The 25,911-nt window shown below is 57.7% G+C and carries 24 protein-coding genes; 13 read left to right on the forward strand and 11 right to left on the reverse strand.

Going from position 1 to position 25,911, the window contains the following annotated elements:
- Positions 1–224 precede the first annotated feature (224 nt).
- Complete coding sequence (locus IWX87_RS05710; RefSeq protein ID WP_196862552.1) at positions 225–722, forward strand: RNA-binding protein; 498 nt, start codon at positions 225–227, stop codon at positions 720–722.
- A 326-nt stretch (positions 723–1,048) separates the two neighbouring features.
- Here the strand turns inward: IWX87_RS05710 and lptC are convergent, their stop codons facing one another.
- From lptC to IWX87_RS05725, 3 genes are read right to left on the reverse strand one after another with little or no spacing between them, the layout of a single operon-like run.
- The gene (lptC, locus tag IWX87_RS05715; RefSeq protein WP_196862553.1) at positions 1,049–1,753 is read right to left on the reverse strand and encodes an LPS export ABC transporter periplasmic protein LptC; all 705 of its coding nucleotides are present in this window, start codon (positions 1,751–1,753) and stop codon (positions 1,049–1,051) included.
- The gene (locus tag IWX87_RS05720) at positions 1,750–2,367 is read right to left on the reverse strand and encodes an HAD family hydrolase (RefSeq protein WP_196862554.1); all 618 of its coding nucleotides are present in this window, start codon (positions 2,365–2,367) and stop codon (positions 1,750–1,752) included. Before IWX87_RS05720 ends, lptC begins: the two co-directional genes overlap by 4 nt.
- Before the next feature lies 1 nt (position 2,368).
- Positions 2,369–3,361: an SIS domain-containing protein gene (locus IWX87_RS05725; protein ID WP_196862555.1), complete on the reverse strand. Its 993-nt coding sequence runs from the start codon at positions 3,359–3,361 to the stop codon at positions 2,369–2,371.
- Between the two features lie 93 nt (positions 3,362–3,454).
- On the opposite strand from IWX87_RS05725, the gene IWX87_RS05730 reads away from it, so the two are divergent.
- The gene (locus tag IWX87_RS05730; RefSeq protein WP_196862556.1) at positions 3,455–5,440 is read left to right on the forward strand and encodes a monovalent cation:proton antiporter family protein; all 1,986 of its coding nucleotides are present in this window, start codon (positions 3,455–3,457) and stop codon (positions 5,438–5,440) included.
- Positions 5,441–5,454: 14 nt separating this feature from the next.
- Complete coding sequence (locus tag IWX87_RS05735; RefSeq protein WP_196862557.1) at positions 5,455–6,000, forward strand: histidine phosphatase family protein; 546 nt, start codon at positions 5,455–5,457, stop codon at positions 5,998–6,000.
- 249 nt (positions 6,001–6,249) lie between these two features.
- On the opposite strand, the gene mnmE is transcribed toward IWX87_RS05735, so the two are convergent.
- Genes mnmE through rpmH form a run of 5 tightly spaced genes read right to left on the reverse strand, consistent with a single transcriptional unit; the run spans position 6,250 to position 10,349 of the window.
- Positions 6,250–7,686 carry a tRNA uridine-5-carboxymethylaminomethyl(34) synthesis GTPase MnmE gene (gene mnmE / locus IWX87_RS05740; protein WP_196862558.1) on the reverse strand — a complete coding sequence of 479 codons (1,437 nt, stop codon included), beginning with the start codon at positions 7,684–7,686 and terminating at the stop codon, positions 6,250–6,252.
- Positions 7,687–7,726: 40 nt separating this feature from the next.
- The gene (gene yidC, locus IWX87_RS05745) at positions 7,727–9,436 is read right to left on the reverse strand and encodes a membrane protein insertase YidC (protein WP_196862559.1); all 1,710 of its coding nucleotides are present in this window, start codon (positions 9,434–9,436) and stop codon (positions 7,727–7,729) included.
- Positions 9,433–9,750 carry a membrane protein insertion efficiency factor YidD gene (gene yidD / locus IWX87_RS05750; RefSeq protein WP_196862560.1) on the reverse strand — a complete coding sequence of 106 codons (318 nt, stop codon included), beginning with the start codon at positions 9,748–9,750 and terminating at the stop codon, positions 9,433–9,435. Before yidD ends, yidC begins: the two co-directional genes overlap by 4 nt.
- Positions 9,747–10,157, reverse strand: a complete 411-nt coding sequence (locus IWX87_RS05755) for a ribonuclease P protein component (protein ID WP_196862680.1) — start codon at positions 10,155–10,157, stop codon at positions 9,747–9,749. Before IWX87_RS05755 ends, yidD begins: the two co-directional genes overlap by 4 nt.
- A gap of 57 nt (positions 10,158–10,214) precedes the next feature.
- Positions 10,215–10,349 carry a 50S ribosomal protein L34 gene (rpmH, locus tag IWX87_RS05760; RefSeq protein ID WP_007862708.1) on the reverse strand — a complete coding sequence of 45 codons (135 nt, stop codon included), beginning with the start codon at positions 10,347–10,349 and terminating at the stop codon, positions 10,215–10,217.
- 220 nt (positions 10,350–10,569) lie between these two features.
- On the opposite strand from rpmH, the gene IWX87_RS05765 reads away from it, so the two are divergent.
- The 9 genes from IWX87_RS05765 (at position 10,570) to IWX87_RS05800 (ending at position 22,636) form a co-directional block, all read left to right on the forward strand.
- On the forward strand, positions 10,570–10,752 hold the full coding sequence (locus IWX87_RS05765; protein ID WP_196862561.1) for a hypothetical protein: 183 nt from the start codon (positions 10,570–10,572) through the stop codon (positions 10,750–10,752).
- A 423-nt stretch (positions 10,753–11,175) separates the two neighbouring features.
- Positions 11,176–12,573, forward strand: a complete 1,398-nt coding sequence (dnaA, locus tag IWX87_RS05770; protein WP_196862562.1) for a chromosomal replication initiator protein DnaA — start codon at positions 11,176–11,178, stop codon at positions 12,571–12,573.
- A 245-nt stretch (positions 12,574–12,818) separates the two neighbouring features.
- Complete coding sequence (gene dnaN / locus IWX87_RS05775; RefSeq protein WP_196862563.1) at positions 12,819–13,925, forward strand: DNA polymerase III subunit beta; 1,107 nt, start codon at positions 12,819–12,821, stop codon at positions 13,923–13,925.
- Between the two features lie 99 nt (positions 13,926–14,024).
- Positions 14,025–16,649, forward strand: coding sequence for a DNA topoisomerase (ATP-hydrolyzing) subunit B (gene gyrB / locus IWX87_RS05780; protein WP_196862564.1), 2,625 nt, complete (start codon positions 14,025–14,027; stop codon positions 16,647–16,649).
- 461 nt (positions 16,650–17,110) lie between these two features.
- Positions 17,111–17,542, forward strand: coding sequence for a BLUF domain-containing protein (locus IWX87_RS05785; RefSeq protein WP_196862565.1), 432 nt, complete (start codon positions 17,111–17,113; stop codon positions 17,540–17,542).
- Between the two features lie 37 nt (positions 17,543–17,579).
- Positions 17,580–18,191: a PolC-type DNA polymerase III gene (locus tag IWX87_RS05790; RefSeq protein ID WP_196862566.1), complete on the forward strand. Its 612-nt coding sequence runs from the start codon at positions 17,580–17,582 to the stop codon at positions 18,189–18,191.
- Positions 18,192–18,274: 83 nt separating this feature from the next.
- A complete protein-coding gene (locus IWX87_RS05795; RefSeq protein WP_196862567.1) occupies positions 18,275–19,387 on the forward strand; it encodes a 3-deoxy-7-phosphoheptulonate synthase in 1,113 nt (370 codons plus the stop codon).
- Positions 19,388–19,489: 102 nt separating this feature from the next.
- Complete coding sequence (locus IWX87_RS19585) at positions 19,490–20,248, forward strand: hypothetical protein (RefSeq protein ID WP_231374617.1); 759 nt, start codon at positions 19,490–19,492, stop codon at positions 20,246–20,248.
- Between the two features lie 3 nt (positions 20,249–20,251).
- Entirely contained in the window at positions 20,252–22,636 is a 2,385-nt protein-coding gene (locus IWX87_RS05800; protein ID WP_280757258.1) for a DUF3427 domain-containing protein, read from the forward strand.
- A 39-nt stretch (positions 22,637–22,675) separates the two neighbouring features.
- On the opposite strand, the gene IWX87_RS05805 is transcribed toward IWX87_RS05800, so the two are convergent.
- Complete coding sequence (locus IWX87_RS05805; RefSeq protein WP_196862568.1) at positions 22,676–23,839, reverse strand: mechanosensitive ion channel family protein; 1,164 nt, start codon at positions 23,837–23,839, stop codon at positions 22,676–22,678.
- Between the two features lie 421 nt (positions 23,840–24,260).
- Between IWX87_RS05805 and IWX87_RS05810 the strand changes: the two genes are divergently transcribed.
- A complete protein-coding gene (locus IWX87_RS05810) occupies positions 24,261–24,497 on the forward strand; it encodes a hypothetical protein (protein ID WP_196862689.1) in 237 nt (78 codons plus the stop codon).
- 204 nt (positions 24,498–24,701) lie between these two features.
- Here IWX87_RS05810 and minE read toward each other — a convergent pair whose 3' ends face one another.
- Positions 24,702–24,962 carry a cell division topological specificity factor MinE gene (gene minE, locus IWX87_RS05815; protein ID WP_196862569.1) on the reverse strand — a complete coding sequence of 87 codons (261 nt, stop codon included), beginning with the start codon at positions 24,960–24,962 and terminating at the stop codon, positions 24,702–24,704.
- Positions 24,963–24,968: 6 nt separating this feature from the next.
- Complete coding sequence (gene minD / locus IWX87_RS05820) at positions 24,969–25,784, reverse strand: septum site-determining protein MinD (protein ID WP_196862570.1); 816 nt, start codon at positions 25,782–25,784, stop codon at positions 24,969–24,971.
- Positions 25,785–25,911: the final 127 nt, after the last annotated feature.

Genomic DNA, 25,911 nt, shown 5'->3' on the forward strand with positions numbered 1-25,911 from the left:
CAAATATAAGTATATGTACCTACCAAATTTTAATAACCAAGACTTTCAGAACGAATTCCAGTGTTGTTCTTTCGGGGAAGTAAAGCATAATGTGCGGGTACAAATTTAGAGTTTGTACTTGTTAGGTGATCGGTCAGTTTCGCGCGCTACAGCGGTACATTGAAAGTTTGTTGTGCTTTCGGGACCCCATCGCTTTTATTTATGTGTTTTAGAGGAGTCCCTTCATGGGCAACAAACTATACGTCGGCAACCTGCCTTACTCGGTGCGTGACGAAGACCTGCAGCAATCTTTTGGTCAATTCGGCGCTGTGACCAGCGCCAAAGTCATGATGGAACGCGACACCGGTCGCTCCAAGGGCTTTGGCTTTGTCGAAATGGCCAGCGATGCGGAAGCACAAGCAGCCATCAACGGCATGAACGGTCAACCTTTGGGTGGCCGTAGCGTCGTGGTGAATGAAGCCCGTCCGATGGAGGCCCGTCCTCCACGCACCGGCGGCTTCGGCGGTGGCGGCGGCTACGGTGGTGGCGAACGCTCCGGCGGTGGCGGCTACGGTGGTGGCGATCGTTCCGGCGGTGGTGGCGGTGGTGGTGGATATGGCGGCGGCGGCGGTCGTTCTTCCGGTGGTGGCGGCGGCGACGGTGGTTTCCGCAGCCCATACGGTGGCGGCGGCGCTGGCGGCGGACGTTCCGGTGGCGGCGGCGGTGGACGCGGCGGCTACTAAGCCCTGCTATTTCCCGACAGGCCAGCTGGCCTGTAAAAACAGCGCTTTTGGTTTCTGACCAAAAGCGCTTGAAACGGCTTCAGGACTCAGGTTTTGAAGCCGTTTTGCATTTCAGCTCACAATTTTCCAAGGCCAATAAAGAACCGGGGTGGTTCTTTCCCTACTGGAAATCTGGATGTGATTGGTTAATTTTCGTGACCGCCCTGCGCAAAGCGCAAGGTCGTGATCAGTGCAGGAAATTTCTGCATCCAGCCATTGCGTTCATCAGGTCTGAATCTCATTTGGGCGAGCATTTCATCGGGCTGGCAGCAGCAAATATTTGCCCGCTATGGCGCGGGAGCAGGTGCAAGGGATCGGTTTGCTGAATTTGGCATCAACACGCCACGAACCCGGCCCGTCAAAACGGCGACCTGGTCCAGATTGTTATAGCTAAAGACATTGCCGGTGAACTGGTCAGCCCCTCGAATCAACACCACAGGCAAATGCGACTGGACGCGTTCTTCATTCAAAAAAGCATGAAGAAATTCACCACGAAACTCCAGCCTGGGTGATTCCTTTCCCTGTGCATCACGACTTGCTTTACGTACAACCCGTGCGTTGCCAGTCAATTGAACCTCCGAGCCGTCGCCATTTGAATAAGCCCGGTTGGCAGTGGCAGTCGTGAGTTGACTGTTGATGTTGATGCTGTGAATACGTGCCTGATCGATTTCCAAAATGTCGGTATCTACAAAATGACGGGCTTCTGTTCCCGTAATTTCACTTTTGAGTTTGCCGTCTACATCAAAGGTTTTAATAGTGAAATTCTGCATGAAATAATCAATTTCATGGCCCACTTCCCTGACGGCCTCCGGCGCGCTGAAAGTTGGCGTATTGCGCACCAGCCAATAGGTTCCCAAAGCCAGCGCTCCCATCATGAGAAGCGGCATGTACATAGCCGTCCGGTCCCAGAGCGATAGAACTCTTCGCCATCCACTTTTATGCGGCATTGAGACATTGCCGCCGCTGGTACGGCTGATCGAGCTTTCCGTCATTCCAAATACCCGCGCAACAGCCCGGCATAGTGGCCGCTGGCCACCAGCAGCAAATCACAAAATTCGCGAACCGCCCCCTGGCCTCCGCGGGCCTGTGTGATGTGATGGGCGCGTGACCTGACTTCAAGATGGGCATGGGCAGGCGCGCAACTCAATGCCGCCCTGCTCATGACCGGCAGGTCGGGCCAGTCGTCGCCCATTGCAGCAGCGGCATTCCAGTCCAGTCCAAGCGCTGTGAGGGTTTGCTCGGCGGCCGGGCGCTTGTCTTCGGTTCCGAAGTGGCAATGCTGGATTCCCAGCGCGCGCAGTCGCCCACGCAGCACGGCGCTGTCCCGGCCCGTGATGACAACAGGCGTAATGCCTGCTTTTTGCAGCAACTTGAGTCCGTGACCGTCCAGCGTGTTGAAGCGCTTGATGGTTTCGCCAGACGCTCTGAACCCATCTTCCACCCGAGCGTGTTCGTGTCCGTCCGGATATTCCGAAAAATACAAGCCGCCATCGGTCAGGACGCCATCCACATCAAAAAATGCCACCTTGATGCTTTGGCCTTTCAGCAGAAGTTCCGGTGGAAAATTCAGGAACGGCACAGTCGTTGTAAGACAAGTAGTTGGCATGTCAGATGACCTTTGCACGCATCAGGTCGTTGGTACTGAGAGCGCCACAAAGCCTTCCAGCTTCATCCACCACCAGCATGCTGTTGATGCGGTGCAGTTCCATCAACGCCACAGCTTCCACGGCAAGCGCGCTTTTGCTTACGGTGCGCGGATCGACATGCATCACGTCAGCGGCGTGAAGGCTTCGCAAATCCGCGCCTTTCTCAACCAGCCGGCGCAAGTCGCCATCTGTAAAAATTCCAAGGACCTGCTGGCTTCTGTCCACGACAGCGGCAGCGCCCAATCCCTTGGCGCTCATTTCGCGCATGAGTTCGGTAAATGAAGTTTCTGCAAGCACCTGCGGAACAGCGCTGCCGCTGCGCATCACGTCGCTCACATGGGTCAGCAACTTGCGGCCCAGCGCACCGCCAGGGTGTGAACGGGCAAAATCTTCTTCGCGAAAGCCGCGCGCATCAAGCAGCGCCACGGCCAGCGCATCGCCCATGGCGAGTTGCGCCGTGGTGCTGGCTGTGGGCGCAAGATTCAGCGGGCAGGCTTCCCTGGCAACGCTGGTATCAAGCGTGATGCGGGCCTGTCTGGCCAGCGTGGATTCCCGGCCGCCAGTCATGGCAACCAGCGCCACGCCCAAGCGGCCCAATACGGGAAGAATCGCGACCAGTTCCTCGCTTTCGCCACTGTTTGAAATGGCCAGCACCACGTCGCTGGCCTGGATCATCCCCAGATCGCCGTGGCTGGCTTCAGCCGGATGCACGAACAAGGCGGCTGTACCGGTCGACGCCAGCGTGGCAGCAATCTTTCGCCCAATATGACCGCTTTTCCCCATGCCCATGACGACCACGCGGCCAGGGCAGGCCACCATCAACCCGACCGCCTGAACAAACTCATCGCCGATGCGGCTGGCCAGGTCCAGCACAGCCGCGGCTTCGATTTCAAACGTTTTCCTGGCCAGGCTCAAAGCCTGCCCGGCATCAATAGTCGCAGCATCAAAATTCATGGCTGCATTCTATCGATGCCGGTCACCGACAGCCATGCCAAAAGGCCCTCAAGACTGGCCAGTCATGCAATAGCCTTCAGCTACCATCACTCAATGAGTGCGCTTGAACTGACCCTTTTGTACCTGCTGGCCGCCGTACTGGGGGTGGTTGTTTGCCGCTCGTTCAAATTGCCGCCCATGCTGGGCTACCTTGCCGTCGGCGTGGTGATCGGCCCGCATGCGCTGGCTCTGTCGCAGGACTCCGAAGGCGTGCGCCACCTGGGCGAATTCGGCGTGGTGTTTCTGATGTTCGTGATCGGGCTGGAATTCAACCTGCCCAAGCTGCGATCGATGCGCCGCCATGTGTTCGGCCTTGGCCTGCTTCAGGTTGCGCTCACGATGCTGCTGGTCACGGCCGGTTCGCTGTTTTTAACGGTCATGGCGCCGACGCTCTGGAGCATGCAGTGGCAAACCGCATTGTCGCTGTCCGGCGCCATGGCCATGAGCAGCACCGCCATCGTGGTCAAACTGCTGGCCGAGCGGCTGGAAATGGCGTCCGAACATGGCAAGCGGGTGATGGGCGTGCTGCTTTTCCAGGATCTGGCCGTGGTACCGCTGCTGGTGCTGATTCCGGCACTCGGTTCGCCTGCCGACGAGTTGTTCATGAGCCTGGGCATTGCCGCGTTGAAGGCTACGGTGCTGCTGGGTCTGCTACTGACAGGCGGGCAGCACGTCATGCGCTGGTGGCTCACGATCGTGGCGCGGCGAAAAAGTGAAGAGTTGTTCGTACTCAATCTGCTGCTGGTGACACTGGCGCTGGCATGGCTGACCGAACTCGCTGGACTGAGCCTGGCGCTGGGCGCTTTTATCGCAGGCATGCTGATTTCCGAAACCCAGTACAAGCACCAGGTCGAGACCGACATCCGGCCTTTTCACGATGTGCTGCTGGGCCTTTTTTTCATCAGCGTGGGCATGATGCTGGACTGGCACCAGGTCGTTGACCATTGGGCGTTGGTGTTGCTGCTGCTGACACTGCCAATCTTGTTCAAACTGATCCTGGTCACGCTGCTGGCACGCGTTCTGGGCGCGACCGAGGGTGTATCGCTGCGCACCGGCCTGTACCTGGCGCAAGCCGGTGAGTTTGGTTTTGTCTTGCTGTCGCTGGCGCAAGACAGCAAGCTCATTCCGCCCGCCTTGATGAACCCCGTCCTGGCCAGCATGGTGCTGTCGATGCTGGCCACGCCCTTCATCATCCTCTACGCCAACCGTATCGTGATGAAGCTGGTCTCAAGCGAATGGCTGCAGCAGTCGCTTCAGATGACCACGATTGCCAGCAAGTCCATGAGCGCCAACAGGCACGTGATCATTTGCGGCTACGGGCGTTGCGGCCAGAATCTGGGCCGCATGCTGGAACGCGAAGGCATTCCCTATATTGCGCTGGACCTGGACCCGGACCGCGTGCGCCAAGCTGCTGCCGCAGGCAGCTCGGTGGTGTTTGGCGACGCGGTTCGCTTGCAGGCATTGATCGCGGCCGGACTGGTACGGGCCAGCGCCGTGGTAGTGACCTATCTGGACACAGCCAGCGCCTTGAAAGTGCTGGCCAACGCACGCACGCACGCGCCCACGGTGCCAATTATTGTGCGCACGGTGGATGACCGCGACCTGGAAAAGCTCAAGGCAGGCGGTGCAACGGAAGTCGTTCCGGAGGCGATTGAAGGCAGCCTGATGCTGGCCAGCCATGCACTGGCGCTGGTAGGGGTTCCCATGCGCCGCGTGATCCGCGTGGTGCAGGACCAGCGTGACGAACGCTATAACCTGCTGCGGGGTTATTTTCGGGGTGCTGACGACGACACGGCAGACGAGCTGGAGCAGGAGCGTCTGTCTACCGTGATGCTGGTTCCGGGTCTCAGTTCTGTTGGCCAGACACTCGGCGACATGGCACTGCAGATGGTCGATGTGCGCGTGGTCAGCCTGCGGCGAAACAATGGCAAGACGCTCAAGCCGCTCGACGACATCAGCCTCGAGGGGGGTGACACCTTGGTCCTGTCGGGCAAACCGGAGGCACTGGCGCTGGCCGAGCAGAAACTTTTGGACGGCTAACGATTCACACCTGCATGCTCAGACGACACTTTACCGGCGTATTGCTGGCTACACCCTGGCTGGCGCAGGCGCAACCCGATGCGCTGAGCGCGCGATTGCGCGCTGGCGCTTGCGTTGTGCTTTTGCGCCATGCGCCAACTGACTCCGGCATTGGTGACCCCTCGGGCTTTCAACTGGACCAGTGCAGTACCCAGCGCAATTTGAGCGCGGAAGGACGTGCCGACGCCGAACGCATCGGCGAATGGTTCAAATCGCGCGGTTTGGAACCCAGCGCCGTCCAGTCCAGCGCCTGGTGCCGCTGCAAGGACACTGCAGACCTGGCGTTTGGCCGTCACAAGGTATGGCCGGCGCTCAATTCATTTTTTACTGAATCCCGCACCAGAGAACCCCAGACAGCGCAGTTGCGCGCTGCTTTGAAGGAAATACCCGCAGGTAGGTTTGAGGTGTGGATCACGCACCAGGTCAACATGACCGCACTGACCGGGGAAGGCATGGCAATGGGTGAGGCGCTGGTGCTGGACACCACAGGAACTGTCCTTGCCCGAAGTACTTTTGCTTGAAACTACAGCGGTCTGCACAAGGTCCGTTGAATCAAGACCTCTTTTGCAAAAATGACATGTCACCCGGCTCACTTCTTGCCGGTCAGCTTCTTTCATTTTTTTAGCCAACGGGATGTCGGGACAGGATTTTTGGTTCACAGCGCAGCCCGACACGGTTGTTATGGCAAGGGTGGAGTCGGATTTACCTTGCTCGCTGCAGCCCTCTCGTTGAGCCGCCAGTCGGCTGAAAAAACCGTCATCTGGTGAGTTCTATTTCCCAATGCAGAATTTGGAAAAAATCTCGCCCAGCAAATCATCAGCGCTGAAGGCACCCGTGATCGAACTCAGATGCAACTGCGCTTGCCGCAAATCCTCAGCCAGCAGGTCGAGTGCGGGCATCACCGAGGCCAACTGGTCCTGGGCAGTCATCAACTGCAGGTCCACCTTGCGCAAGGCGCTGACATGGCGTTCACGCGCCATGAAAACCCCTTCAGGCGAAGCCTGCCAGCCGACGACCTTTAGCAACTGCTCTCGCAGGCTTTGAAGGCCGGCGCCGGTCTTGGCAGAAATCAACACGCCGCCGTTCACTTGATTCAAGGCTTCCGGGCTGGCCATGTCGGATTTGTTCCAGACATCGATGACTGGTGTATTTTTATGAAGTTTTACAGCCAGCGCGCTTTGCAGACGAAGGTCTTCAGCTATGTAATTAATAGCGCTTTCAACGCTGTCGCCGGTATTCTTTTGGGACAGGTCACGCAGGAACAGCACGGCGTCGGCACTTTCGATCTCCACCCATGCGCGCTGAATGCCGATTTTTTCAACTTCGTCGAGTGCCTCGCGCAAGCCAGCCGTGTCCACCACATGCAGCGGCACGCCTTCAATCTGGATCAGTTGTGACACCTTGTCGCGGGTGGTGCCGGCTATTGGGGTGACGATGGCCAGTTCGGCACCCGCCAGGGCATTGAGCAATGAGCTTTTTCCGACGTTGGGTTGTCCGGCAATTACCACCTTGATGCCTTCGCGCAGAATCGCTCCCTGGGTCGCACGCTGCAACACGCTGGCCAGAGTAGCCTGCAGCCGCAGCAACTGGCCTTGCGCATCGGCCTGCTGCAGAAAATCAATGTCCTCTTCCGGAAAATCCAGCGTCGCCTCGACCAGCATGCGCAAATGAATCAGTTGCTCCAGCAACAGATTGATTGCCTGCGAAAACTCGCCTGACATCGAACGCGCGGCGGACCGCGCAGCTGTTTCAGTGCTCGCGTCAATCAGGTCGGCAATGGCTTCGGCCTGCGCCAGATCAATCTTGTCATTGAGAAAAGCCCGCTCGGAAAATTCGCCAGGCTCGGCCACCCGTATCCCTGCCAGCACTGGCTGGCCGGTTACCGGATCAGTCGCAGCCGCTGCTTCAAGGCACCGTGCCAGCAACAGCTGCAGAACGACCGGGCCACCATGCGCCTGCAGTTCCAGCACGTCTTCACCGGTAAAAGAATGCGGGGCGGGGAAAAAAATCGCCAGTCCCTTGTCAATCACCTGCCCGTGGGCATCCCGGATGGCCAAGTAGGTCGCCAGGCGTGGAGAAAGCGCGCGACCGCACAGTGCCTGAACCACCGGCGCAATGCCACGGCCTGAAACACGGACGATACCCACGGCGCCGCGACCCGGCGCAGTGGCAATCGCAACAATGGGATGGTGATGGCGAGCCAGCATGACGCCTCAATGGTAAAGGGCCGCTGAGCGGCCCTTTTTATTATTTGAACTTCGGCAGGTTGAACTGCGGAGGAACACCCATCCGGGTATTGATGACCCACTGCTGGGCAATCGACAAGATGTTGTTGGTAATCCAGTACAGCACCAGACCGGCGGGGAAGAAGAAGAACATCACACTGAAAATCAGCGGCATGAACCACATCAGTTTGGCCTGCATCGGATCAGGCGGCGCGGGGTTCAGTGCCGTCTGCAACATGGTGGTCAAGGCCATCACGACAGGCAAAATGTAATAGGGGTCTGGCGACGACAAGTCCCTGATCCACAATATCCAGGGTGCACCCCGCATCTCGACGCTGGAAAGCAGCACCCAGTACAACGCGATAAAAACCGGAATCTGGACCATGATTGGGAAGCAGCCCCCCATCGGGTTGACCTTTTCCTCGCGGTAGATTTTCATCATCGCCTGCTGCATTTCCTGCGGCTTGTCCTTGAGGCGCTCACGCATTTCCGTGATCTTGGGATTGATGGCCTTCATCTTGGCCATGCTGGCATAGGCCTTGGCGTTGAGCCAGTAAAAAGCCATTTTCAGCAGCAACACCAAGGCCACGATAGACCAGCCCCAGTTCTGGATGAAGCTGTGCAATCTGTCGAGCAGCCAGTAGAGCGGTTTGGCCAGAATCGTCAGCCAACCATAGTCCTTGACGAGTTCCAGTCCTGGCGACAGGGCTTCCAGAACTTTTTCCTCTTGAGGACCGACGAAAAATTTCGAATCGATGGTTTTTGTCGCACCCGGCGCGATTGAATCCAGTGGTGTGATCATGCCGACGGCATAAAGGTTGGCGTCCACCTTGCGAAAAAACAGGTCGCGTTTCAGGCCGTCGGGCAGTATCCAGGCCGATGCAAAATAATGCTGCACCATGGCCACGTAGCCGTTTGTCGCCTGTTTTTCTACATCCACCGAGTTGTCTTCGATTTTCTTGAATTCAACTTTCTGGTACTTCTGGGCTTCGGTGTAAATTGCCGGGCCAGTGAAAGTTGAATAAAACGACGATTCGCCGGGCGGCTTGTTTCCGTCGCGCACGAGTTGCAGGTAAAGCTGCGGAGCCACTGGCGTGCTGCCGGTGTTGATAACTTCATGGCGCACCGCCAGGTCATAGGCGCCGCGCTTGATGGTGTAGGTCTTGAGCAGTTTCACACCGCCCAGGTCGGCTGATTCAAATTGCACCTGCAATTCGTTTTGTCCATCCTTGAATGTGCGCTCGCCTGGCAACAAGGTCATTGATGTCTTGTGGGTGGGGAAAGTACCACCACTGGCGCCGGCAATCAAGCCGGTTTGCGCCACATAGACGCGGTTGGCGCTTTCATCAAGAAGCACAAATCCCTTGTCCTTGTTGACCATGTCCTTGTACTTGACGAAAGCCGAGTGAACCAGTGTCCCACCCTCGCTGTCGAACGTCAGGGAGAGTACATCGGTATTGACGACCAGGCGTTCCCTGGCAGCAGACGGTGCAACCGATGGCGCGCCTGAAGGTACCGCTGCCGGAGAACCGGACGCGACGCTGGCTGCGGGAGTCGGCACGGCAGCGCTGCCTGCAGACGCTGGTGCAGCGGCAACGGGCGCTTTGGCCGTCTGGGTACTCGAGGGGAAAAAAGTGGCTTTGTTGCCATGAGAGACCTGCCACTGATCCCACAATAAAACCATGGAAAAACCAAAAATCACCCACAAGATGGTGCGGCGGATGTCGTTCATGACGGCGTCTTTTTAGAAGGAATGGAAGCCGCAGGCGTAAACAGGCGGCTGAAAAAAGAGGCGGATTGTGGCGGCGGCACCGGATCATGTCCCCCATCGCACCAGGGATGACAGCGCGCCAGGCGGCGCAATGTCAGGTAACTGCCCGTCGCTGCACCATGCTGGCGCAATGCCTGCAGAGAATAAGCTGAGCAACTCGGCTCAAAACGGCAGTTTGAACCCAGCGAAGGGCTGATCAGCAAGCGGTAAGCCATAACCAGACCCATCAAGGTTTTTTGCGGAAGGCATACCAAGGTGGTCAAAATGCGGCTCATGCGGCCTTGGCTCCAGCTTGCATCAGGGTTTGAATTTCACGACGAACCGCTTCCCTGAGCTGATCTGAAACAGCACTGACAAATTCCGTTCGTGCAAAACCGCTGCGCAAGCGAACCACAAACGCAGCCTGGGGATACATCTGGGAAAAATCGGCACTCACCGCGTAAATTTGTCTTTTGATGGCATTTCGGGTCACAGCCCGTTTGGCCCAGCGTTTTGGAACCATCGCACCGATCCACGTGTCCTGTGGGTGAAACAATCTGTCGATCTTGGCCGGTTCGACCGTCGGCAATAGCGCAATCCTGGCATCGAGCCGATTCCGGTGCAGAGCAAAGTGTGGTGTTTTTGCAATGATGGTTCCAGCTAAAACGGCCTGAAACTGTGCCCGCGTTTTAAGCCGAAGCACTGGCACCCAGCATCAGTTGAAGCGCAAAAAAATGAGATTGCCTGCAGAAAAATCAGATTAAACAGCCAGACGTTTACGGCCTTTGGCGCGACGCGCAGCGATCACGGCACGGCCACCGCGTGTTTTCATGCGGGTCAGGAAACCGTGGGTACGGGCGCGTTTGACTTTGGAAGGTTGGTAGGTGCGTTTCATGATAAATCCTGGTGGCCCTCACGGGCTTGTTACTGGGCTGTCAGCTGTAAAGCTTCATTTGGCGATTCGAATGATCTTGGTGGCTGTACGAAACCACGACCAATCTGGCAAGTCTCAACAACCGGCGTCACATCTGCTTCACCCTGACAGGTGAATTCGATACGAAGTCACACACAAAGCTGCGCAGGCAACATCAAGCCGCTACGAATCGGGAAAACCCGTGATTATCACAGATTTCTTGGCGGTGGCAACCGGGGAAATTGACAGACTGCTGGTACAGACCGAAATCCAGGCCGACAGGGAACCGATTCAAGCCCTGAAACGAGGGCAAGGCCTCAAACCGGTCATCTGCTTCGCTGGAGTTGCTGCCGCTGTCTTCATCTTTAATTCTTTAATTCTTTAATTCTTTAATTCTTTAATTCAAATTAGTAGCAGTAGTAAGGGGCGCGCTTTTCTGTGGACAGCCCGATTTTTGTGTTTTATATCAAAGGCTTGGCGTTTGTTTAACCACATAGCAAAACGCTATGAAAGTAGTCGGCGGAATATGAACAACTTTACGTTTTTCCAGAAGCCTGTGGATAAGTCATCACTTGCTAAAAAGTTATCCCCAGCGTTTGGCCCGCATCTGTGGAGTGCAGACCTTATGCCGGTTGGCTAATAAACAAAAAAACACCGCAGGACGATGTTTAAGTTGTCCGACAGGTTTGGGAAATCCCTGATTTGTGGATAACTGGCCACCCCGACTACAATTGCGGGTGCTCAAAATTAACAATATCCACAAGCAGCGGGCTGCTGCTTTGCTTTGGCTTGCAGGACATAAATTGTCATGAGCAAAGCTTCTGTTTCGGATCAAACCGATGACTTGTGGCAAATCTGCATTGATCATCTGGCCCAGGAGTTGCCTGAACAGCAGTTCAACACCTGGATAAAGCCTCTCGTCGTGGTGGTTGAAGCCGACTTGTCCAAGGCGACTGTCCAAGTTGGCAATCGCTTCAAACTCGACTGGGTGCGGGCGCAATACGCGGCGCGTATTGCGGCGCTGCTCGAACAGTTTTCTGGCCAGCGAATTCCGATAGAGTTGACTCTCGCACCTCGGGATGCGCCCACGAAGTCAGAGCCGCTGATTCGAAAATTCGATGCTGTCGCAGGCATCGCCGAACAGGCCCCAACGGTCGCAACGGCAGAAGATGCGGGTTCAGCCTTCAAAAACAGACTCAATTCCGCACTGACGTTCGACACGCTGATCGAAGGCACGGCCAACCGCATGGGCCGGGCTGCAGCGCTGCATGTTGCCAGCAGTTTGGGCCAGCTCTACAACCCGTTGTTTATTTATGGCGGCGTCGGCTTGGGGAAAACCCACTTGATGCATGCGATCGGCAACAAGCTGATTGCTGACAATCCGGCCGCGAAAGTGCTGTATATCCATGCCGAGCAGTTTGTCTCGGATGTGGTCAAGGCTTACCAGCGCAAGACGTTTGACGAATTCAAGGAACGTTACCACTCGCTGGACCTGCTGCTGATCGACGATGTGCAGTTTTTGGCCAACAAGGACCGCACGCAGGAAGAGTTTTTCAATGCGTTTGAAGCCTTGCTGACGAAAAAATCGCACATCGTGATGACCAGCGACACCTACCCCAAGGGGCTGACCGACATCCACGAACGACTGGTGTCACGCTTTGACTCCGGCTTGACGGTGGCGATCGAGCCGCCCGAGCTGGAAATGCGCGTTGCCATCCTGATCCGCAAGGCGGATGTCGAGGGCGCGGTGATGCCCGAGGAAGTGGCGTTTTTCGTTGCCAAGAATGTCCGCTCCAATGTGAGGGAACTCGAAGGCGCATTGCGCAAGATCTTGGCGTACTCGCGCTTCAACCACAAGGAAATTTCCATCCAGTTGGCACGCGAGGCATTGCGCGACCTGTTGTCGATTCAGAACCGGCAGATTTCGGTTGAGAACATCCAGAAAACGGTGGCCGACTACTACAAGATCAAGGTCGCCGACATGTATTCCAAGAAACGGCCGGCCAGCATTGCCCGGCCGCGCCAGATCGCCATGTATCTTGCCAAGGAGTTGACGCAAAAGAGCCTGCCTGAAATCGGCGAGCTGTTTGGCGGGCGTGACCACACGACGGTATTGCATGCTGTACGAAAAATGGCGGCCGAACGGCAGCTGATGACCGAACTCAACCAGCAGCTCCATGTGCTGGAGCAAACACTCAAGGGCTGAAAACCAGACACTTTTAAAAGCTGTGGACAAGTTTTGAACAAGTCACCACTTATCCACAGGAGCAGATGACAATCAGAAGTTGTTCATGTTGGACATACCCTTCGCAGGGTGTGGCAGCACATGGTTAAACAACTGCCAAGTGATTGATCGGAAAGGGAATAATGGTGCTGTCCACAGAAAAGCGCCTCCTTTACTACTGCTACTAATTTGAATTAAAGAATTAAAGAGATAAGACAGAGGAAAACATGATCGTTCTGAAAGCCACCCAAGACAAGTTTTTAGGCGTCCTGCAATCGGTTGCCGGAATCGTGGAGCGCAGGCATACCTTGCCCATTCTGGCCAATGTGCTGATCCGCAAGACGGGTGCGCAGTTGCAGCTGACCACCAGCGACCTGGAAATCCAGATTCGCACGACGGCCGAGCTTGGCGGGGATGACGGTGACTTCACCACCACGGTGGGCGCCCGCAAGCTGATCGATGTACTGCGGTCCATGCCGAACGACCAGACGGTGTCGCTCGAATCCAGCCAGAACAAGCTGATTCTCAAAGGCGGGAAAAGCCGCTTCACGTTGCAAACCCTGCCCGCCGAGGACTTTCCGCTGGTGCAGGAAGCGGCCAGCTTCGGCCCGGTGTTCTCGGTGCCACAAAAGGTGCTCAAGGAATTGCTGAACCAGGTGTCGTTTGCCATGGCGGTGCACGACATCCGCTATTACCTCAACGGCATCTTGTTTGTTGCCGAAGGCAAGCAGCTGAGCCTGGTTGCCACCGATGGCCACCGGCTGGCGTTTTCGTCGGCGACGCTCGACGTCGAAGTGCCCAAGCAGGAAGTGATCCTGCCGCGCAAGACGGTGCTGGAAATGCAGCGTCTGCTCAGCGACAAGGAAGGCGCGATCGAAATGCAGTTTGCTGGCAACCAGGCCAAGTTCAGCTTTGAAGGCATGGAATTTGTCACCAAGCTGGTCGAAGGCAAGTTTCCCGACTACAACCGCGTCATTCCGAAAAACCACAAGAACATCATCACACTGGGCCGCGCGCCTCTGCTGGCCAGCCTGCAACGCACCGCTATTCTGACCAGTGAAAAATTCAAGGGCGTGCGGCTGAACATCGAGCCTGGCACATTGCGCGTGGCCTCGAACAATGCCGAGCAGGAAGAAGCCATTGATGAACTTGACATTGACTACGGCGGTGACTCGATCGAGATCGGCTTCAACGTGACCTACCTGATTGACGCCCTGAACAACATGAGTCAGGACATGGTGAAAATCGAACTGTCCGACTCCAACAGTTCGGCCCTGCTCACCATTCCGGACAATACCGCCTTTAAATACGTCGTGATGCCGATGCGCATTTGAGGCAATCGGAAGCGCAATACGCCTGAAACGTAAGACAGACCCGCGACGCTTCGCGGGTTTGGTCATTCAAGAGATTGAAGAAATTGGGAACAGCTGGCCATGACTGAAGAAAACAAACTGAACGAAGCCGATCAAGTCCACGTCTCGGACGGATTGGCGGGCGAAGGAAGCTCCAATTTCCAGCCCAAGATCGACACCAACCAGGCCGGCGCGTCCGAAGCCTATGGCGAAGGCTCCATCCAGATCCTCGAAGGCCTGGAAGCCGTGCGCAAGCGGCCCGGCATGTACATTGGCGACACCTCGGACGGCACCGGCCTGCACCACCTGGTGTTCGAGGTGGTGGACAACTCGATCGACGAGTCGCTGGCCGGCCATTGCGATGACATTTTGGTGACCATCCACACCGACAACTCGGTCAGCGTGGTGGACAACGGCCGGGGCATTCCGACCGGCATCAAGATGGACGACAAGCATGAGCCCAAGCGTTCGGCGGCCGAGATTTCGCTGACCGAACTGCACGCCGGCGGCAAATTTAACCAGAACAGTTACAAGGTGTCGGGCGGCCTGCACGGCGTGGGTGTCAGCTGCGTGAACGCGCTGTCGAAAATGCTGCGGCTGACGATTCGCCGCGACGGCAAGGTGCATGTCATGGAGTTCTCCAGGGGCTTTGTGCAAAACCGCATCCTGGAATCGGTCAACGGCATCGAGGTGTCCCCGATGAAGGTGATGGGGCCGACCGACAAGCGCGGCACCGAAGTCCACTTTTTGCCGGACACCGACATCTTCAGGGAAAACAGTGATTTCCATTACGAAATCCTGAGCAAGCGCCTGCGCGAACTGAGCTTTTTGAACAACGGCGTGCGCATTCGCCTCAAGGACGAGCGCACCGGCAAGGAAGACGACTTCTCTGGCACCGGCGGCGTCAAGGGTTTTGTCGCCTTCATCAACAAGGGCAAGACCATCCTGCACCCGAACGTGTTTGCCGCCATGGGCGACCGCCAGAGCGACCAGGGCACGAATATCGGCGTCGAAGTGGCGATGCAGTGGAACAGCGGCTACAGCGAGCAGGTGCTGTGTTTCACCAACAACATTCCGCAGCGTGACGGTGGCACCCACCTGACCGGCCTGCGCGCGGCGATGACGCGCGTCATCAACAAATACATTGACGACAGCGAGCTGGCGAAAAAAGCGAAGGTCGAGGTCACCGGCGACGACATGCGTGAAGGCCTGTGTTGCGTGCTCTCGGTCAAGGTGCCCGAGCCAAAATTCAGTAGCCAGACCAAGGACAAGCTGGTGTCCAGCGAAGTGCGCGGCCCGGTCGAAGACATTGTCAGCAAGCTGCTGCACGACTACCTGCAGGAGCGGCCGAACGACGCCAAGATCATCGTCGGCAAGATCATCGAAGCGGCCCGCGCCCGTGAAGCCGCCCGCAAGGCGCGCGACATGACGCGGCGCAAGGGCGTACTCGACGGCATGGGCCTGCCCGGCAAGCTGGCCGACTGCCAGGAAAAAGACCCGGCGATGTGTGAAATCTACCTGGTCGAGGGCGACTCCGCGGGCGGCTCGGCCAAGCAGGGACGCGACCGGAAATTTCAGGCGATTTTGCCGCTCAAGGGCAAGATTCTGAATGTTGAAAAAGCGCGCTATGAAAAGCTGCTGACCAGCAACGAAATCCTGATTTTGATCACTGCCCTGGGCACCGGCATCGGCAAGGGCGGCGGCGTGGGCGGCACACCCGGCACCGACGACTTCAACGTGGCCAAGCTGCGTTACCACCGCATCATCATCATGACCGATGCCGACGTGGACGGCGCGCACATCCGCACCCTGCTGCTCACCTTTTTCTACCGCCAGATGCCCGAGCTGATCGAGCGCGGCCACATCTACATTGCCCAGCCGCCGCTGTACAAAGTCAAGGCCGGCAAGGAAGAGCAGTACCTGAAAGACACCGCTGCACTCGACGGCTTCTTGCTGCGAATTGCGCTCAGGGACGCAGCGGTTCAAACCAGCGTCGATGAAAACGCCGTGTTGACCGGCGAAGCGCTGGCTGAACTGGCACGCAAGCACCAGCGTGCCGAGTCGGTCATCAACCGCCTGAGCGGTTTCATGGATGCCGAAGCGCTGCGCGCCGTTGCCGATGGCGTGTCAATCAACCTCGACACGGTGCTTGACGCCGAAGCGTCCGCTGTTGCACTGCAAGCCAAACTGCGGGAACTGAACACAACCGGTGCTCCCGCCGACGTTGCGGGCGAGTTCGACGAACGCAGCGACAAGCCGATTTTGCGTATCAGCCGTCGCCACCATGGCAATGTCAAAAGCAGCGTGCTGACGCAGGACTTCGTGATCGGTGCCGACTACGCCACCCTGGCCGAAGCGGCTTCTGCGTTCCGTGGCCTGATCGGCAGTGGTGCCAAGGTCATGCGCGGTGAAGGCGACCGGCGCAAGGAAGAAAAGATCACTGACTTTCGCCAGGCCATGCGCTGGCTGATCGGCCAGGCTGAAAACGGCAGCTCACGCCAGCGCTACAAAGGCCTGGGTGAAATGAACCCCTCGCAGCTTTGGGAAACCACGCTTGACCCGAAAGTGCGCCGCCTGCTCAAGGTGCAGATCGACGACGCCATCGAAGCCGACCGCGTGTTCACCATGCTGATGGGCGACGAGGTCGAGCCGCGCCGCGAGTTCATCGAACAAAACGCGCTGCGCGCCGGGAATATCGATATTTGATGTTTTTTCAGGTGTGAGCAAGGGCTTGCTGCTCAAGGTAAGCGCCAAGGCGCATGCGTTCTGGCCGGCAAGCAAATTTTTGGCAACTGTTCAGCTTTCTCCATGCTTTTCGTATTGTTTTCTGTCATTGCGATCTGAGCCTGTGCCCCGGACTCGATCTGGGGATCCGCAATCCATGACCGTGTTGGAAAAATTCATGGTTTCCGGGTCAGGCCCGGGATGACAGAGGGTAATGTCACTGCACTTCAATCTGAAAAGTGATCTGCATAGTTGCATTCTTTATAACAAAATACGCCTCTAGCGCACACTGGGTAAGCGTTAGTAGCTATTATTTAAATAGCTAAAAATACTGATGTGTTGTCTGTTGAGATACCAGTCAAACGGATTTGGTGCCAAAAATTGAATCTGTGAATTATTGAAAGCTGTATTTAGCTCGCGACCTCGAATCAGGAAAGTCCAACATGTCACCACTTCGTTCCATTGTTTACACCAGCACTGCTGTGAGTCCAATGAACTCCGGTGATCTGGAGGCGCTGCTTGTAGATGCGAGGAATTTCAATCGCCAGAATGCGATCACGGGCGTACTGCTCCAAAGTGGCGATAATTTCATGCAATGCTTCGAAGGCCCTGAAGATGCCGTGCAGCGGGTGTACCAACGCATCCTTGGCAGTCGCCAGCACACCGATGTGCTTGAGTTCATGAACCTACCAATTCAAAAGCGGACCTTCAGCGACTGGGCCATGGGTTCTGCCTTGACGACGCGGTCGGAACATCTGGCGCTCTCGACCGCGCAGTGGAGCCAATTGAACAGTGAATTGAATTTTTCACCGTTCACGCCTCCGGGCCTGGCGATGCTTCAGGTTTTCTGGAGCATGCGACAAGGCAAGCCTTGATCAGCCCTGACGTCACGCGTTTTATGATCTGTTTCCCATGACCCTTACTGCTGTCATCGACTTTGAAACCACCGGCATTTCGCCCGGCTGCGGCGACCGCGCCACCGAGGTCGCCATTGTGCTGCTCGAAGGCGGCCAGGTGGTTGACCGTTTCCAGAGCCTGATGAATGCGGGCGTCCGCATTCCATCCTTCATCACGCAGTTGACCGGCATCACCAACGCCATGGTGACCAGCGCCCCAGATGCCGGGCAGGTCATGCGGGACGCCAGCCGGTTTGTTGGCGCGGTGCCGCTGGTGGCGCACAATGCTGCGTTTGACCGCAAGTTCTGGCAGGCCGAACTGGCCCAGGCCGGGCTGGATGCACCGCAACCCTTTATTTGCACCCTGTTGCTGTCGCGCCGGCTCTACCCGCTGGCACCGAATCACAAGCTCGGATCGCTGGTCGATTACCACCGTTTGCCGCGCACCGGCCAGGCGCACCGGGCCTTGGCCGATGCGGAAATGGCCGCCGGCCTGCTGGGCCAGATCCACCACGATTTGCGTACCCGCCACGGCGTGGCGCAACCCGACAACGCCTTGCTGATGGCCTTGCAGCGTTGCGCCAAAGCGGCAGTCGGCAATTTCATGGCCAGGCACGCCCAAGCGTGAATTTTTCTATTTGCTATTAAATAAATAGCTATCAGCGCTCTCCTGACGTGCGCTAGAGCCCATAAACACCAAAAATCCAGCTTATGAACAATCGTGTCCGCCCCGCTACGCCACTTTCCACCCACGACACCACCCGCATCGACGACCTGCGCATCGGCGCGGTGCGTCCGCTGATCACGCCGGCGCTGCTGCAGGAATGGCTGCCGGCCCCCGACAGCGCACAGGCGCTGGTGGCCACCAGCCGCGCTGCGATTTCGCGCGTGCTGCACGGCGCCGATGACCGGTTGGTGGTGGTGGTCGGGCCGTGTTCCATCCATGACCACGCGCAAGCCATGGACTACGCCCGCCAGCTCAAAGCCCAAGCCGATGCACTGCAGGACGATTTGCTGATCGTGATGCGCGTGTATTTTGAAAAGCCGCGCACCACCGTCGGCTGGAAGGGCTACATCAACGACCCGCACCTGGACGGCAGCTTTGCCATCAACGAAGGGCTGGAAATGGCGCGCCAGCTGCTGCTCGACGTGCTGGCGCTGGGCCTGCCGGTCGGCACAGAATTTCTCGATTTGCTGAGCCCGCAGTTCATCAGCGACTTGGTGAGCTGGGGCGCGATTGGCGCGCGCACCACCGAAAGCCAGAGCCACCGCCAGCTCGCCAGCGGCCTGTCGTGCCCGGTCGGTTTCAAGAACGGCACCGACGGCGGCGTCAAAGTTGCAGCCGACGCCATCCAGGCCGCGCAAGCGCCGCACGCTTTCATGGGAATGACCAAGATGGGCCAGGCGGCGATTTTTGAAACCCGTGGCAACGACGATTGCCATGTGATTTTGCGCGGCGGCAAGCAGACCAACTACGCCAAAGCCGATGTCGATGCGACCTGCGCGCAGCTTTTGGCCGCCGGCCTGCGCGAGCAGGTGATGATCGACGTGTCGCACGCCAACAGCAGCAAGCAGCACCAGCGGCAGATCGAGGTCGCCGCCGACGTGGCCGGCCAGGTGGCGGCGGGCGACCACCGCATCATGGGCCTGATGATCGAAAGCCACCTGAACGAAGGCCGGCAGGACATCGTCGCTGGCCAACCCCTGAAGCACGGCGTGTCGGTGACGGATGCCTGCATCAGTTTTGCGCAGACCGTGCCGGTGCTGGAGACGCTGGCGGCGGCGGTGCGGGCGCGGCGTTTGGCGGTGCTGGCGCCAGCGTGAATTTTTGCAAGGCGATGGGTGCATGGTGCTGCTGACATAAATCGGTCTGGATGACCGTTTTGTGCGCTTGCGCGCTGCGTTGTGGATGACAAAAAGGTAGCCATGAATCTTCCATCGGGCTTGTATGACCGACTCGTGTATGCGGACGAGATGGGCGAGCTGACCCGTCTTTCCGATCAACACCAGGCCTTGATGGAAGCGCCAACATCGCACCAGCGGCGAGAGCAGTTCATTGCTGAATTGATTCATCGGCTTCCTGAGTTGCTGGATGCGGCAGGCTCCGCTCAGACCGAGGCCAGCGAAAAAGCGAAAGCTGAAATCGAACTGATCAGCCATCTCCTGATGACCTTGCGTTCACAGAACAATGGCGAGCGCCCGCTGGCGATGCCTCCGCAGCTGCTGAAGTCGGTTCATGCACCGAACGCAGAAATTGCCTTCCCGGCCACCGGATTGCGCCATCCCTGGCTGTTCACTTCAGCCAGGGCTGATCCGTCCTTGCTCAACGAACTGCGCGCGGAACTGCGCAACGTGGACCGCGTGGATATCTTGGTCAGCTTTATCACCTGGAGCGGCGTGCGCAAATTGCTCGATGTGCTGACGCAGGTGACGGCGCTCGATGCCAACGGTCAGCCCAGGACGAAATTCAGGATTCTCACCACCACCTACATCGGCGCCACCGAAGTGCGTGCGGTCGATGCATTTGCAAAACTGCCGGGTGTCGAATTGCGTATTTCGCTCGATGGTCGCCGAACGAGGCTGCATGCCAAAGCGTGGATTTTTCACCGGAAAACTCACTTTGGAACGGCCTTTGTCGGCAGCGCCAACCTGTCTGAATCGGCATTGATTGGCGGTATCGAATAGACCGTGAAATTTGCACAAGCCAGCGGGTCGTCGCTGTTTTCGGCAGCTGTCGCAAACTTCGAAACGCTCTGGAATGACCGGGAGTTCCAGCCCTACGATCCCCACGATGCGCAACACAGAGAAGCCCTGACGCGTGCACTGGCCAATGAGCGTGGACATGGAAATAAGCAAGGCGCTGCCAGCGCCAACGGCAATGTCGTCGCGATTCAAACCTGGTTTGACCTGCAGCCCAAGTCCTATCAGCAGGAAATGCTGGACCGGCTGGCCGCTGAACGCCGGCTTGGGCGACGCCGGAACCTGGTGGTGGCCGCGACAGGAACTGGGAAAACCGTGGTCGCGGCTTTTGACTATCTCCGCCTGAAAAATGAAGAAGGTACGGCGCCCAGGCTTTTGTTCATTGCGCATCAATCTCAAATCCTCGCGCAAGCGCTTTCCACCTTTCGGCAAGTGCTTCGTGATCCGGCTTTTGGCGAGTTGCTCGATGGCAACAACACGCCAGAGCAATACGGGCATTTGTTCGCCACGATCAACACCATTCACGGCCGCCGCCTGGTGGGGCAGTTGGGCGCAGACTTCTGGCGCGTGGTCATTGTTGACGAGGCACACCATTTGCCCGCAGCCACCTTCGATCAATTCATGCGCGCCGTGCGGCCGCACTATTTGCTGGGCTTGACGGCAACCCCGGAACGCTCAGACGGACAAAGCCTCAGCCCCTATTTCGATTCCCGGCCGGACGGCTCGCCTGCCGTTTCGCTGCGGCTGTGGGATGCGCTCGATCAACAACTGCTGGCCCCGTTTGAATACTACGCAAGCGCCGATGACACGGACCTGAGCGCGGTCGAATGGGGCCGTGGTTCGGAAGTTGCGCAGTTGTCGAACCTCGTGACCGGCAACGATATTCGCGCTCGAACTGTGGTGAACGCCGTTTCCACGTATGTGTCAGACCTGGATGCATTGAAGGGCCTGGCGTTTTGCGTCAGCGTTGCCCATGCCAGGCTCATGGCGGCGTATTTCTGCCGTTCCGGTTTGCCGGCCGTCGCCTTGTCGGGTGCTGATTCACAGGCAGAGCGGGCGGCTGCCGTGCACCGGCTGCGTAGCGGTGAAATCAAGATTATTTGCAGCTGTGATGTGTTCAACGAAGGCATCGACATACCCGAAGCCAATGCAGTCTTTCTGCTGCGCCCGACGCAGAGTCCGGTTATTTTTCAGCAACAAATCGGCCGTGGCCTGCGCTTGGCGAGCGGCAAGGAAGCCTGCCTGGTGCTTGATTTTGTGGGGGTGCACAACGCCAGTTTCCGCTTTGATGTGCTGCTGCGCGCCCTCACTGGCATGTCTCGGCGCCACATCCAGAACGCAGTGGCCAACGGCTTTGGCACCTTGCCCGCTGGTGTTCATATCCAGTTTGATCGCGTGGCGCGTCATCGGGTGCTGGAAAATTTGAAGCAATCGCTGAACCTGAATGCTGCCCGCTTGTGCAGCGAGTTGACGGCCTGGGCTTCGCTTCAAAACGGCCGGTCCGTGTCGCTGCGCGAATTTTTGCTGGACTGCCAGTTGGACCTGTCCGAGATCTACACCAGCGGCAGCCAGGCGCGCTCCTGGACCAGCCTGAAGCGGCGCGCAGGGCTTGAAACCCGCGCCGTGGGAGAACGCGAGCCGGATATCGCAAGGCGAATTTTCAGCATTTTGCATGCTGACGATCCCTTGCTGTTGGGCGCCTGGCTTGATGCCTTTGACGGCAAACCTGCCAATGGGCGCCGCGTTCAGATGCTCGCGCATCAGTTGCTGCCGTCGCGCAGCGAGTTGGTGACGCCCAAGGCATTTTTGGCGTTAATCGGCAGCAACCCGGTGGTGCTGGCGGAGCTTCGCGAGATTTGCGAATTGCTCAGAGAGCGCAGTTCACTGGCGCCCGTTCATCTGCCGGGTACGCCAGATGCCTGGACCCTGATTTTGCATGGACGCTACACGAGGACGGAGCTTTTGGCCGCCGTCGGGCATGCCAATGCATCGGTGCGGCCTCTATCGGACGGCGGCTGCCTGGTTTTGGAAGATTGCAGGATTGAGCTGTTGTTTGTCACGCTGGACAAGCGCGAAGGGTTTGCTGAAAACGTCCAGTTTAATGATTATGCGATCAGTCCGGAATTGTTCCACTGGCAAACGCAAAACAGAGCGGGACCGGACAACATGACGGGGCGCCGCTATGTTCAGAGTCCTGGCAATGGCTGGTCGTTTCAGCTTTTTGTCCGGGAGCATCGCGATGCAGCTTATGTTGCGGTCGGGCCGGTTCACCTGGTTTCGCATGAAGGCGACCGGCCCATTTCCATCACTTGGCGGCTTCAGGCACCCTTGCCAGCCGAGTTGTTTCGTAAGTTCAGTGTGCTGCGTGGCTGAAGCGATTGCCCGGATGGCCGCCTTGCCAGGCCAAGCTGATTAGGCGTTGAGCGTCGGCCCGGTCGGCGCACGCCAAGCGCCTCTGTTTGCATTCTCAACAGCGCTTGCAGGCGCATCCGCCAACACAGCGGCCTCGCTTCCCGGCACCAGGTACACCGTGCGCGTCGGGAAGGCGAAATCGACGCCCAGTGCGGCCAGCTCGCGCATTAGTTGCAGGTTCAGCGTCTGCTGGGCGTCCATGTAGGCGTTGTAGCTTGGCTCCTTGACGATATAAACCACTTCGTAATCGAGCGAGCTGTCGCCAAAACCCAAGAGGTGCGCGCGGTCAAAACGCAGCGTGTCGATGGCTTCGACCAGCCGCTTGACAAGTTCCGGAATCGCCTCGGCCTGCTCCGGCGTGGTGCTGTAGGTCACGCCAAACTTGAAGACGATGCGGCGCTCTTCCATGCGCTTGTAATTCTTCACCACCTGCTTGAGCAGGTCGGTGTTGCTGATGATGATCTGCTCGCCGTTCAGGCTGCGGATGCGCGTTGTCTTGAGGCCGATGAACTGCACCGTGCCGACAAAGCTGTCGATGCCGATGAAGTCGCCGACCTCGAATGGCTTGTCCACTGCAATCGACAGCGAGGCGAACAAATCGCCCAGGATGTTCTGCACCGCCAGCGCCACCGCGATGCCACCCACGCCCAGGCTGGCGACAAAGGCGGTGATGTTAACCCCGACATTGGACAGCACGGCCAGCAGCACCACCGCCCACAGCACGGTGCGCAGCGCCCACGACATCAGCGTGGCCGAGGCACCTGCCTGCGTCATGCCGGAGGGCGTGTGGCGGTCCTGGTAGCGGCGCAGGCCGATGGTGATGGCCCGCGTGAGCCACAGCCCAAGTTGCAGGGCAACGGCGACAAACCACAACTGCCCGACACGTGAATTCCAGCGGTCGTTCATATCGAGCATGCCCAAGCCGATGAGCAGTGCAGCCAGCAGCATCAGCCAGCGGTTGGTGCTGCTCAGCACTTCGACCACCGTGTCATCGACACGGTTGGTGGTGTGCGCTGCAATCTTGCGCATGCGCCCCACGGAAAAACGCAAGGCCATGCGCATCAGCAGGTAGGAAATCAGCGTGGCGGCAATGGCCAGTGACAGGCTGGCAAGGGACAAGGAAAAAATACCGGTGGTTTGAAACCAGTTAAGAAAATCATTCATTCAAGCCAGCTTAGCAAAAGGGCAGTAACTCGGAAAAACTGCGGGATTGGCTGGCCAGCCATGGTCCGCCTGTTTTGCGCTGCAGGCCAATGGCTGAGGGCAAAATTTCAGTGATGACGAATGTGTCATTTCCGCTTATCTGCCAAGCGTTTTATGCTACTAAAAATATAGCAGCTTAAAAAATCCGGAACAACGCCATATTTCCCTTGCCCGCCCTTTCGCCGTGGATGGCGTCGTTGTCTGACACCGCACGCTGGTGCCGGGCGCGCAGAATGACACCATCGGCCGGTGTCAACGTTTCACAGACATTTTTCCTGTGCTTTATGGGCGCGGGGAGAACTTTCGGGAAGGGATGGCAAGCCGGGCGAACCGCGAAGGGATTTAAAAATTCCGATTTTCTTCACACTCCAGAAGGATGCGTATGTCCAAAAAACCGACCCAGACTGACAACCCACCCGCACAAGACGAGGAAACTGGCCAGGGACACGGCGGCAAGGTTGAAAACGACACCAACAAGGTGGGCGACCAGGAGCCCACGCAAAAGAACGAAGGCCGGCGAACCGCGGAAAGCCGGAGCGACCGCGTGGCGCATATTGGCAGTGGCAACCATTCGCAGTCACGGCAGGGGAAAAGCGGTGGCACTTCGGGCGGCCATTAGCCGCCAGGCGTGATGTTTTTTTGAGTCCGGTTACAGCGCGCCGGTAGCCATGCCTTGCGAAACCGTATCAGGGCGCACCTGAACAGTTCGAAAGGCTGAGCATGTTGCCTTTGACGGGGTCCGGTTGCCACAAGCAACCGGAGTTTTCCCCAAAAAGAACCCGTTACCGTGCATGTCTCGAACGGGTAACGAGAAAAGCAGCAATTACTTGTCGGGCAACTCGATCTTGACTTCAAGCACGTCAAGATTGTCTTGCCGCTCCAGGTTGAGCTTGATGTCGTCCGGGTTGATGTTGATGTATTTGGCGATCACGGCAATCAGGTCGCGCTGCAGGGCCGGCAAATAGTCGGGTTCGTAGCTGGTGCGTCCCGAGCGTTCATGCGACAGGATGATCTGCAGCCGCTCTTTGGCAACGTTAGCCGTTTTCTTCTTTTCACCCAGAAGGAAGGAGAAAAATGAGGCCATGGCTTTTTACTTTCCCCCAAACAGGCGTTTGAAGAATCCGGGTTTTTGCGCATCGATGAAGCGCATCGGCTTGTTTTCGCCCAGAAAGCGGTCAATCACGTCCTTGTAGGCTTCCGACACGTCGCTGCCCTCCATGTGGACCGCCGGCACGCCCTGGTTGGACGCCTGCAACACGGTTTCGGATTCGGGAATCACGCCGATCAGCTTGATGCGCAGGATGTCCTGGATGTCTTCGAGCGACAGCATCTGCCCCTGGTCGACACGGCTCGGGTTGTAGCGGGTGATGAGCAGGTGTTCCTTGATCGGGTCGCCGCCGTCGATGGCGCGCTGCGTCTTGCTCGACAGCATGCCCAGGATGCGGTCCGAGTCGCGCACCGACGAGACCTCGGGGTTGGTCACCACCAGCGCCTCGTCGGCGAAATGCATCGCCATCAGCGCGCCGGTTTCGATGCCGGCGGGCGAGTCGCAAATGATGTATTCAAAGTCCATGGCCGCCAGGTCGTCAAGGATTTTTTTCACGCCTTCCATCGTCAGCGCATCCTTGTCACGGGTTTGCGAGGCGGCCAGCACGAAGAGTTCAGGACACTGCTTGTCCTTGATCAGCGCCTGGTTGAGCGTGGCTTCGCCCTGGATGACGTTGATCAGGTCGTACACCACCCGGCGCTCGCAGCCCATGATGAGGTCCAGGTTGCGCAGGCCCACGTCAAAATCGATCACGACGGTCTTGTGCCCGCGCAGGGCCAAGCCGGATGAAAAGCTGGCACTGGTGGTGGTTTTGCCGACGCCGCCCTTGCCGGAGGTGACCACAATGATTTTTGCCATTCGAAAAAGTCCTTTTGAAAACGGTAGGTAAGTCAGTCAGGTCGGCAGGCCGTGAGTGCAGCATCATGCATCAAATCCAGCTCGACAGTAAGGTTTAATAGGCGCATTGATGCGGAGTGAGCCTTGA

Origin of the sequence: Polaromonas sp. CG_9.7 (assembly GCF_015752205.1) — a bacterium.
Lineage (GTDB): Bacteria > Pseudomonadota > Gammaproteobacteria > Burkholderiales > Burkholderiaceae_C > Polaromonas.

Coding starts and splice junctions, on each gene's coding strand:
- minD (WP_196862570.1), bottom strand. CDS start 25,784: ATGGCAAAAATCATTGTGGTCACCTCCGGCAAGGGCGGCGTCGGCAAA.
- IWX87_RS05805 (WP_196862568.1), bottom strand. CDS start 23,839: ATGAATGATTTTCTTAACTGGTTTCAAACCACCGGTATTTTTTCCTTG.
- minE (WP_196862569.1), bottom strand. CDS start 24,962: ATGGCCTCATTTTTCTCCTTCCTTCTGGGTGAAAAGAAGAAAACGGCT.
- IWX87_RS19585 (WP_231374617.1), top strand. CDS start 19,490: ATGAATCTTCCATCGGGCTTGTATGACCGACTCGTGTATGCGGACGAG.
- lptC (WP_196862553.1), bottom strand. CDS start 1,753: ATGACGGAAAGCTCGATCAGCCGTACCAGCGGCGGCAATGTCTCAATG.
- IWX87_RS05735 (WP_196862557.1), top strand. CDS start 5,455: ATGCTCAGACGACACTTTACCGGCGTATTGCTGGCTACACCCTGGCTG.
- mnmE (WP_196862558.1), bottom strand. CDS start 7,686: ATGCTGGCTCGCCATCACCATCCCATTGTTGCGATTGCCACTGCGCCG.
- IWX87_RS05795 (WP_196862567.1), top strand. CDS start 18,275: ATGAACAATCGTGTCCGCCCCGCTACGCCACTTTCCACCCACGACACC.
- dnaA (WP_196862562.1), top strand. CDS start 11,176: ATGAGCAAAGCTTCTGTTTCGGATCAAACCGATGACTTGTGGCAAATC.
- IWX87_RS05730 (WP_196862556.1), top strand. CDS start 3,455: ATGAGTGCGCTTGAACTGACCCTTTTGTACCTGCTGGCCGCCGTACTG.
- gyrB (WP_196862564.1), top strand. CDS start 14,025: ATGACTGAAGAAAACAAACTGAACGAAGCCGATCAAGTCCACGTCTCG.
- rpmH (WP_007862708.1), bottom strand. CDS start 10,349: ATGAAACGCACCTACCAACCTTCCAAAGTCAAACGCGCCCGTACCCAC.
- IWX87_RS05785 (WP_196862565.1), top strand. CDS start 17,111: ATGTCACCACTTCGTTCCATTGTTTACACCAGCACTGCTGTGAGTCCA.
- dnaN (WP_196862563.1), top strand. CDS start 12,819: ATGATCGTTCTGAAAGCCACCCAAGACAAGTTTTTAGGCGTCCTGCAA.
- IWX87_RS05790 (WP_196862566.1), top strand. CDS start 17,580: ATGACCCTTACTGCTGTCATCGACTTTGAAACCACCGGCATTTCGCCC.
- IWX87_RS05710 (WP_196862552.1), top strand. CDS start 225: ATGGGCAACAAACTATACGTCGGCAACCTGCCTTACTCGGTGCGTGAC.
- yidD (WP_196862560.1), bottom strand. CDS start 9,750: ATGAGCCGCATTTTGACCACCTTGGTATGCCTTCCGCAAAAAACCTTG.
- yidC (WP_196862559.1), bottom strand. CDS start 9,436: ATGAACGACATCCGCCGCACCATCTTGTGGGTGATTTTTGGTTTTTCC.
- IWX87_RS05810 (WP_196862689.1), top strand. CDS start 24,261: ATGTCCAAAAAACCGACCCAGACTGACAACCCACCCGCACAAGACGAG.
- IWX87_RS05725 (WP_196862555.1), bottom strand. CDS start 3,361: ATGAATTTTGATGCTGCGACTATTGATGCCGGGCAGGCTTTGAGCCTG.
- IWX87_RS05720 (WP_196862554.1), bottom strand. CDS start 2,367: ATGCCAACTACTTGTCTTACAACGACTGTGCCGTTCCTGAATTTTCCA.